Source organism: Mesorhizobium sp. M0633 (assembly GCF_040320645.1).
Taxonomy (GTDB): domain Bacteria; phylum Pseudomonadota; class Alphaproteobacteria; order Rhizobiales; family Rhizobiaceae; genus Mesorhizobium.
In genome coordinates, this window is sequence record NZ_JAMYQC010000076.1 from 1 (window position 1) to 7,223 (window position 7,223).

The following is a 7,223-nucleotide window of genomic DNA, read 5'->3' on the forward strand; positions in this document are numbered from 1 at the left end:
CGGGCTCTTTTTTTAAAACCCCACCCGGCGCCGCTTCCCCCCCCCCCCCTCCCCCGCCACTGGGGGGGGGCCGGGCCCCCCGCGGCCCCCCGGTACTCAACGCTTACTTCAGTTCGACCTTGGCGCCGGCTGCTTCCAGCTGGGCCTTGAACTTGTCCGCGTCGGCCTTGGAAACGGCTTCCTTGACCGGCTTCGGAGCCGCCTCGACCAGGTCCTTGGCTTCCTTGAGGCCAAGACCGGTGATGGCGCGAACTTCCTTGATGACGTTGATCTTCTGAGCGCCTGCCTCGGTGAGGACGACGTCGAATTCCGTCTTTTCCTCGACCGGAGCAGCAGCGGCCGCAGCGCCGCCGGCAGCGGCAACCGCCACCGGAGCAGCGGCGGAAACGCCCCACTTTTCTTCAAGAAGCTTCGACAGCTCGGCCGCCTCGAGGACGGTTAGCTTCGAAAGGTCGTCTACGATCTTTGCCAGATCAGCCATTGCAATGTTCCTTCATAAGGTTCGAACGTGTGTTTGTGATAGCGAGGAACGGCCTCATGCCGCCTCGTCCTTCCGGGCGTAAGCGCCGATGACGCGCGCGACCGAAGCCGCAGGCGCATTGACGATCTGGGCGATCCGGGTTGCCGGCGTGGCGATCATGCCAACCAGCCTGGCGCGCAGCTCATCGAGCGACGGAAGTGTGGCGAGTGCCTTCACACCGTCGGCATTGAGCGAGGTGGTACCCATTGCGCCGCCGAGAATGACGAGCTTGTCATTTCCCTTGGCGAAATCGGACGCGACCTTCGGCGCCGCAATCGGATCCTCCGAATAGGCGATCAGCGTCTGTCCCTTGAACAGCTCGATGATCGATGCGGAGTCCGTGCCCTGAAGAGCGATTTTGGCGAGACGGTTCTTCGCGACTTTGACGGTGCCACCGGCGGCGCGCATTTTCGACCGAAGGTCGTTCATTTGCGCGACGGTGATACCGGCGTAGTGGGCCACGACGACTGAACCAGCGCTTGAAAACGCATCATTCAGGCCCGTGACGAGTTCGCGTTTTTCCGCTCTGTCCACTGCCTATCTCCAGTTGACCCCTGCCCTCTACGAAGGACAGGCGTCGGGTTGCCTTTTTGCCGGCCGGGCCATCCAGTAACGGATCTCCCGAACGACGCTCGAGGATCCTGCCCCCTTTCGCCACACCTGCCGGCAAGCCGGACGGTGCGCAGACAAAAGGCAAACACGGTTCGAACCTTTCATTGGAGCTTTCGCTCCTTTGTCCGGTCTTCACCCGTCTCATGCAGGCCCGCATGAATTAAGGCCCACATCACCTAAGGCTTGGGGGCCGCCTGCAATCTCGGACAGGATGTCCGGAAGCCTTTCGACTTCCGGTACCGGGCCGCCGACAGGTCGGAGGCCCGGAATTCTTTCACGGATCAGCGTTTTAGCGGCCGATCCAATTGTTCGTATCAGGACGCTGCGAGCGTCGAGACGTCGAGCTTGAGGCCCGGGCCCATCGTCGAGGTGACCGACACCTTCTTGACGTAGTTGCCCTTGGCACCAGCCGGCTTTGCCCTGGTCACCGCGTCAGCGAAGGCGCGGACGTTTTCTTCCAGCGCCTTGACGTCGAACGAGACCTTGCCGACGCCGGCGTGAACGATGCCGGCCTTCTCGACGCGGAACTCGACGGCGCCGCCCTTCGATGCCTTGACGGCGGCGGTAACGTCGGTGGTTACGGTGCCGACCTTCGGGTTCGGCATCATGCCGCGCGGACCGAGCACCTTGCCGAGACGGCCGACCAGCGGCATCATGTCCGGCGTGGCGATGCAGCGGTCGAAGTCGATCGTGCCCTTCTGGACGATGTCGACCAGATCCTCGGCTCCGACGATGTCGGCGCCGGCGGCCTTGGCCTCCTCGGCCTTGTCGCCACGCGCGAACACGGCGACGCGAACGCTGCGGCCGGTGCCGTTCGGCAGATTGACCACGCCGCGGACCATCTGGTCGGCATGGCGCGGGTCGACGCCGAGGTTCATCGCGACTTCGATCGTCTCGTCGAACTTCACCGAGGAGCGATCCTTGAGCAGCTTCAGCGCCTCACCCAAAGCATAAGCCTTGTTGGGATCGATGCCTTCGCGGGTCTTCGATACACGCTTTGCAATCTTTGCCATGATCTCAGCCCACCACTTCCAGACCCATCGAGCGGGCGGAGCCCTCGACCATGCGCATGGCCGCCTCGACGTCGTTTGCGTTCAGATCCTTCATCTTCTGCTCGGCGATGGCGCGCACCTTGTCGCGGCCGATCGTGCCGGCCTTGACCTTGCCCGGCTCCTTCGAGCCCGACTTCAGGTTCGCAGCCTTCTTCAGGAAGTAGCTCACCGGCGGCGTCTTCATGACGAAGGTGAACGACTTGTCCTGGTAGTAGGTGATGACGACCGGAACCGGCGAGCCCTTTTCCATTTCCTGGGTCTGCGCGTTGAACGCCTTGCAGAACTCCATGATGTTGATGCCACGCTGACCAAGCGCCGGGCCGATCGGGGGCGACGGCGTGGCCGATCCCGCGGAAACCTGGAGCTTGAGCTGGCCTGCAATTTTCTTAGCCATCTCTCTTCCTGCCTTTTCTCATGCCGGTCTTGCCGGCGGTTGCAGTCTGGTGGTGCGGTCCGCGCGGCCGGCTAAAGCCGCATTCGCCTCCCACCCGTTTTTGGCCGCGCGATCTCCGCGCCGCCTTCCCTGCCGCCGAAACCGGTGCAGGGATTTCGGATCAGCCCTTCTCGACCTGTCCGAATTCCAGATCGACCGGCACAGCGCGCCCGAAGATCGAAACTTCCACCTTGAGCCGCGCCCGCTCCTCGTCCACTTCCTGGACGAAACCGTTAAAGGACGCGAATGGTCCATCCGAAACGCGGATCGCTTCGCCGATCTCGAACGTCACCGACGGCTTCGGCCGCTCGACGCCCTCCTGAACCTGGTTCAGGATACGCTGGGCCTCGGCTTCGGTGATCGGCACCGGCTTGGAGTCGCCCAGGAAACCGGTGACCTTCGGCGTGTTCTTGACGAGCGAAAACACGGCGTCGGTCAGATTGGCTTTCAGCAGCACATAGCCCGGAAAGAACTTGCGCTCGGCATCGACCTTGCGGCCGCGGCGGATCTCGACGACCTTCTCGGTCGGCACCACGATCTGCTCGATGTCGGCGGACAGGCCCTTCTGCTTGGCCTTGTTCTCGATGTCCTCGGCGACCTTCTTTTCAAAGTTCGAGTAGGCGTGGACGATGTACCACCGCGCGGTCATTTCAAGACTTCTCCGTAATCGCCGGACTTACTGTCCGAGGCCGAGGATTTTTTCGACCGCAAAGCCCATGGCCACGTCTGCGGTAAAGAAAAAGATCATCGCGATGACCGCGAACACAAGGACCATCACCGTCGAGATCATCGTTTCGCGCCGCGACGGCCAAGTGACCTTGGCGGTCTCCGCGCGAACCTGCTGGAGAAAGGTGAAAGGATTTGTGGTTTTCGAAGCCATATGCCGCTCTGTCTGCAAGACCCGTTGGCCGGGTCTCCTGGATGATCCCGCTGGCCGGGACGTGCCGCTTGAGCGTGCGTTCGCGCCGAATCAGCGCAATCATTTCGCCCATGCAAATCAGACGCGTAAAGCCGGCTTCCCAGCTCCACGCGTCGCGTGTCTGTCTCGTCTACATAAAACCGATTCTTGATCCACGCAAGTGGCAAGTGTCCGCTTTATGGCCAAACGCCGCCTCGGAACCATCCAGTCGTCCCGTCCCGGCTATGCGGCCCTTATGCCGCAACTTGTGCTATATGGCAAGTCACAAGCCGATTTTCAAAGGCCGCACTGCAAAAGAATCGTTTTTAGGTATCCATTCAAAGAATGGCACGGGCAGCAGGGCTCGAACCTACGACCTGCGGTTTTGGAGACCGCCGCTCTACCAACTGAGCTATGCCCGTATGCGCATGTCGGCGCAACAGGCGCTTCCTAAAAGCTTCCGCGCGCTCTGTAAAGAGCGACGTGCGCTACCCGGCCTTCATCTTCGAAAGTCCAGGCGTCCTCCCGGCCATTTCCCGTCGATCCGTTGATTGCTGACGATCAAGCCGACCCAGGGACGCACGATTTCCGGGTCGGTCAGATTGATGTATTTTCCCACCAGCCCTTTCGCACCCTGGCGCCGGGCATCGATGAGCCCCTTGCGCACGCCATTATGCCAATCGAACAGCAGGTAAACTCTCTCTCCCGCCGTCTTCACCTCGCCCCAGCCAGACTTCCATTTATCCTTGCTGTCGCCTGGAATCGTGGGATCGGCACCGCCGTTCCAACGGCTGGACCAGCTGCCTTCGATGGTGTCGTTGCGGTCGCGGTCGCTTTCGGTGCCCCAGGCCTCGGCATTTTCATCGCTTGGAGTTCCCTCCAGTTTCGCGCCGGCGGCGAACGCCGACACCTCCTCGTCGTCGGGAGTGGGGACGTCCATGACGCCAAACGGATTTCGGATGCCACTGTCAGAATTTGCTTTGCTGTCCGATCCCATCGCAGGCCTCCGGTTTTTCAGCGCGGCCCCCGCCAGCCACGGCGGCCTCAAACCGTTCCAGCCTGGCGGACCGAACCATTCACCGCCACCCATTTCCCGCAAATCGGGTCCTGGCGGCAGGGTTTTCGACCGATTCGCGCCCCGGTCAGTCTCCCGAAGGCGCCTTGTAGGGGCCGCCCGGCACCCCCCAACCCCAGGCCGGCATTGGTTCGCTCTCGGGATCGCAGGTCGGGCCCTTGTTGGAATTCATCTTGGCCAGCCGCGATCCCCATTCAAGATAGCCCATGAAGGCCGAGCGGAATTCGGGATCGTCAGGCAACCCGATCTCGTCGGCGGCGTCGGCGAGAAGGTTGATCCAGCGCCGGCGCTGCTCCTCGGTCAGATGCTTGCCGAGATGGTGCATCACCATCTCGCGATGGCCGCCGTGCTTTTCGCTGTAGGTTTTCGGTCCACCAAAAACTTCGCCGATGAAAGCCGCGACGTGAGCGGGATGATCCGGCGACATGTGTTTGAACACCGGACCGACTATGGGGTCCCGAGAGACGTTGTCGTAGAAGGTTTGGGTCAGGCGGTTCAGCGCTTCGGAGCCACCAGCCCATTCGAACAATGTCGGGACATCCTGGCTCATTCGTGTTTCCCCCATGCTGGTCTTCGCTGGACGATAGCGGAAACACCGAGCGCCGCTCAACCTGCCTCGATGGGCAGTCGGCCGCAATGCCCGCGTTACGATTTGACCGGCGTGCTGGCCTGAGCCTTGGCGCCCGAGGCTTCGCGGCAGTTTTCCGGCCGTGGCTCCGATCTGCAGATGCCGGGGCCTGTCAATTCGTCTGCCGATTGATGCCCGGTTATCAGCCCGTATTTCAGCATCCTGTCGAGTTCGAGCTGCCGTTCGACTGAATACAGCTGAATTGCGGTAAACAGACCGGGGCCGATGGCCATGTCCTCGAGATAGGCCTTGACCTTTTGCTCCTGCCCTACCGAATGCACGCTCAACTGTGCACGCGGGCCGACCAGGCGTTTGACACCCCGGCGAGCATGATCGGACAGGCCGAGCCGCAACCGCCGCCGGCATCGACCGTCAGCCCGTTGTAGACGCCGTCTTCGGCCGTGCAGTCGGCCTGCCGCGGCTCGCAGCCAATGAAATCCGTCCGCGCCACAGCGACGTCGAGCTTGCGTTCGCGGATCAGCCTTCCGGCCGCCAAAGCACCGAGCACATCACCACCCGGCGAGTTGATAACGATGGGCAGGCGCCGGTCGCCGACGCTGTCAAGCAGTTGGCGCAATTTTTCGGGCGTGTCAGCGGTAATCGCGCCTTCCGCCGAGATCCATTCCGGGCAGTTGGGATTGCACAGCGGATTGCTGCCGCGAACCACAACGAAGCGCATCTCCGGCGCCCCATTCCCTGGCGCTGCCTCGACCGGCTGGGTAGGTGCCGCCTTCGCCGGCTGAGAAAGTGGGACTTGAGCCGGTTGAGAAGGTCTGGCCTTCGCATCGATCGCTGCCACCTCGGCCGGCTTGGCATTCGCAGGGATTTCCTTGCAGTTCGCCGGCGCCGGGCTCCGCCGGCATATGGCTGCTTCCGTCAGGATGTCGACGGACTCGAGGCTGGTGACGAGCTTCATCGCCAGCATATCTCCCGGCTTGATCTGCCTTATATCGCTGGCTGGCGTTGCCTTCATGATATCCAGCACGCCCTTATCAATACCCATCTCCTTCAGATAGGCCGATAGCCGCCTCTCCAGCGGCTTGTTCATCTCGTAGGTCTTGTAGCTGCCGGCGTCTCTTCGGCTGACGATCCGGGTGCTGAGGATCTTTTTCTTGCCCTTCACCATGCGATAGGTGGTGCGGTACAGCAGTTTCGTCCGGATGTAGGTCGTGGTGATCTGATGGACGCCGAGAAAGGCCCATTCCCCGACCACGCGCCGGATGCCACCGGAAAACATCAACGGACAGGCGGAATTACAGATGGCGCCGTTGGCATAGGCATCGCCGAAATAACGGGCGCCCTTGCCGTCGTTTTCCTTGCAGTTCTTCATATCTGGCAGACAGCCGACGAAGCCGGTTTTACCGACGGCGATATCGAGCTTGTTCTTGCGGATCAGGCGGCCAAGTGTCAGCGCAGCTTCGACATTGCCGCCGGGGGAATCGACGACGATCGGCAGCTTTCGGCCGCCAAGCGCTTTCAGCGCGCGTTTGAACAGGGCCGGCGTGCCGGCTTCTATCGAGCCTTCCGCCGATATCCATTCCGGACAGGTCGGCTCGCAGCCCGGCGCGCTGCTGCGCACGACGACGAACCGCATCGTCGGGCCGAAATCCGGCGCGGATTTTTCCGGCGTGGATTTCTTTGCATCCGCTGCGAAGGCAGCGTGGCCCATGGCAAGCAACGACACCAGGCAGATCAGCCCTAGCGACCACCATGCCTGACTATGCAAACGGCGCCATGGAACCATTCGGGCAGCCCCCTCGATGCAACCTATACTAGTTATGGCAGAGGCGCTTGCAACAGGATTTGAAGCAATGCGGTTAATCCATTGCCAGAATATCAGAATCAAAAAGGGCGGCCCGAAGACCGCCCCTTTGCATCCGATCTCAACCGGCAGCGCCGGCGATTACTCTTTGATGGTGACGACGATGCCGGCACCGACGGTGCGGCCGCCTTCACGGATGGCGAAGCGCAGCTTCTCTTCCATGGCGATCGGCACGATCAGCTC

At 61.8% G+C, this 7,223-nt stretch carries 11 protein-coding genes and 1 tRNA gene; all 12 read right to left on the reverse strand.

Features of this window, described 5'->3' with window-relative positions:
* Positions 1–103 precede the first annotated feature (103 nt).
* On the reverse strand, positions 104–481 hold the full coding sequence (gene rplL, locus NKI47_RS34180) for a 50S ribosomal protein L7/L12 (protein ID WP_023680442.1): 378 nt from the start codon (positions 479–481) through the stop codon (positions 104–106).
* A 54-nt stretch (positions 482–535) separates the two neighbouring features.
* Positions 536–1,054, reverse strand: a complete 519-nt coding sequence (rplJ, locus tag NKI47_RS34185; RefSeq protein WP_008875657.1) for a 50S ribosomal protein L10 — start codon at positions 1,052–1,054, stop codon at positions 536–538.
* Between the two features lie 392 nt (positions 1,055–1,446).
* Positions 1,447–2,145 (reverse strand): 50S ribosomal protein L1, encoded by a 699-nt coding sequence (gene rplA / locus NKI47_RS34190; protein ID WP_023680441.1) that lies wholly within the window; start codon positions 2,143–2,145, stop codon positions 1,447–1,449.
* Positions 2,146–2,149: 4 nt separating this feature from the next.
* Complete coding sequence (gene rplK, locus NKI47_RS34195) at positions 2,150–2,578, reverse strand: 50S ribosomal protein L11 (RefSeq protein WP_023680440.1); 429 nt, start codon at positions 2,576–2,578, stop codon at positions 2,150–2,152.
* Positions 2,579–2,738: 160 nt separating this feature from the next.
* The gene (nusG, locus tag NKI47_RS34200) at positions 2,739–3,266 is read right to left on the reverse strand and encodes a transcription termination/antitermination protein NusG (protein ID WP_006333333.1); all 528 of its coding nucleotides are present in this window, start codon (positions 3,264–3,266) and stop codon (positions 2,739–2,741) included.
* A 27-nt stretch (positions 3,267–3,293) separates the two neighbouring features.
* Entirely contained in the window at positions 3,294–3,497 is a 204-nt protein-coding gene (gene secE, locus NKI47_RS34205; RefSeq protein ID WP_023680439.1) for a preprotein translocase subunit SecE, read from the reverse strand.
* A gap of 364 nt (positions 3,498–3,861) precedes the next feature.
* Positions 3,862–3,937: transfer RNA gene (locus tag NKI47_RS34210), tRNA-Trp, on the reverse strand.
* A 77-nt stretch (positions 3,938–4,014) separates the two neighbouring features.
* On the reverse strand, positions 4,015–4,512 hold the full coding sequence (locus NKI47_RS34215; RefSeq protein WP_352596099.1) for a hypothetical protein: 498 nt from the start codon (positions 4,510–4,512) through the stop codon (positions 4,015–4,017).
* 145 nt (positions 4,513–4,657) lie between these two features.
* Entirely contained in the window at positions 4,658–5,140 is a 483-nt protein-coding gene (locus tag NKI47_RS34220; RefSeq protein WP_352596102.1) for a group II truncated hemoglobin, read from the reverse strand.
* A gap of 95 nt (positions 5,141–5,235) precedes the next feature.
* Positions 5,236–5,505: a hypothetical protein gene (locus tag NKI47_RS34225; protein ID WP_352596105.1), complete on the reverse strand. Its 270-nt coding sequence runs from the start codon at positions 5,503–5,505 to the stop codon at positions 5,236–5,238.
* Complete coding sequence (locus NKI47_RS34230; RefSeq protein WP_352596108.1) at positions 5,502–6,902, reverse strand: hypothetical protein; 1,401 nt, start codon at positions 6,900–6,902, stop codon at positions 5,502–5,504. Before NKI47_RS34230 ends, NKI47_RS34225 begins: the two co-directional genes overlap by 4 nt.
* Positions 6,903–7,121: 219 nt before the next feature.
* A partial coding sequence (locus tag NKI47_RS34235) for an EF-Tu C-terminal domain-related protein (protein WP_152536282.1) occupies positions 7,122–7,223 on the reverse strand: 102 nt, incomplete at its 5' end.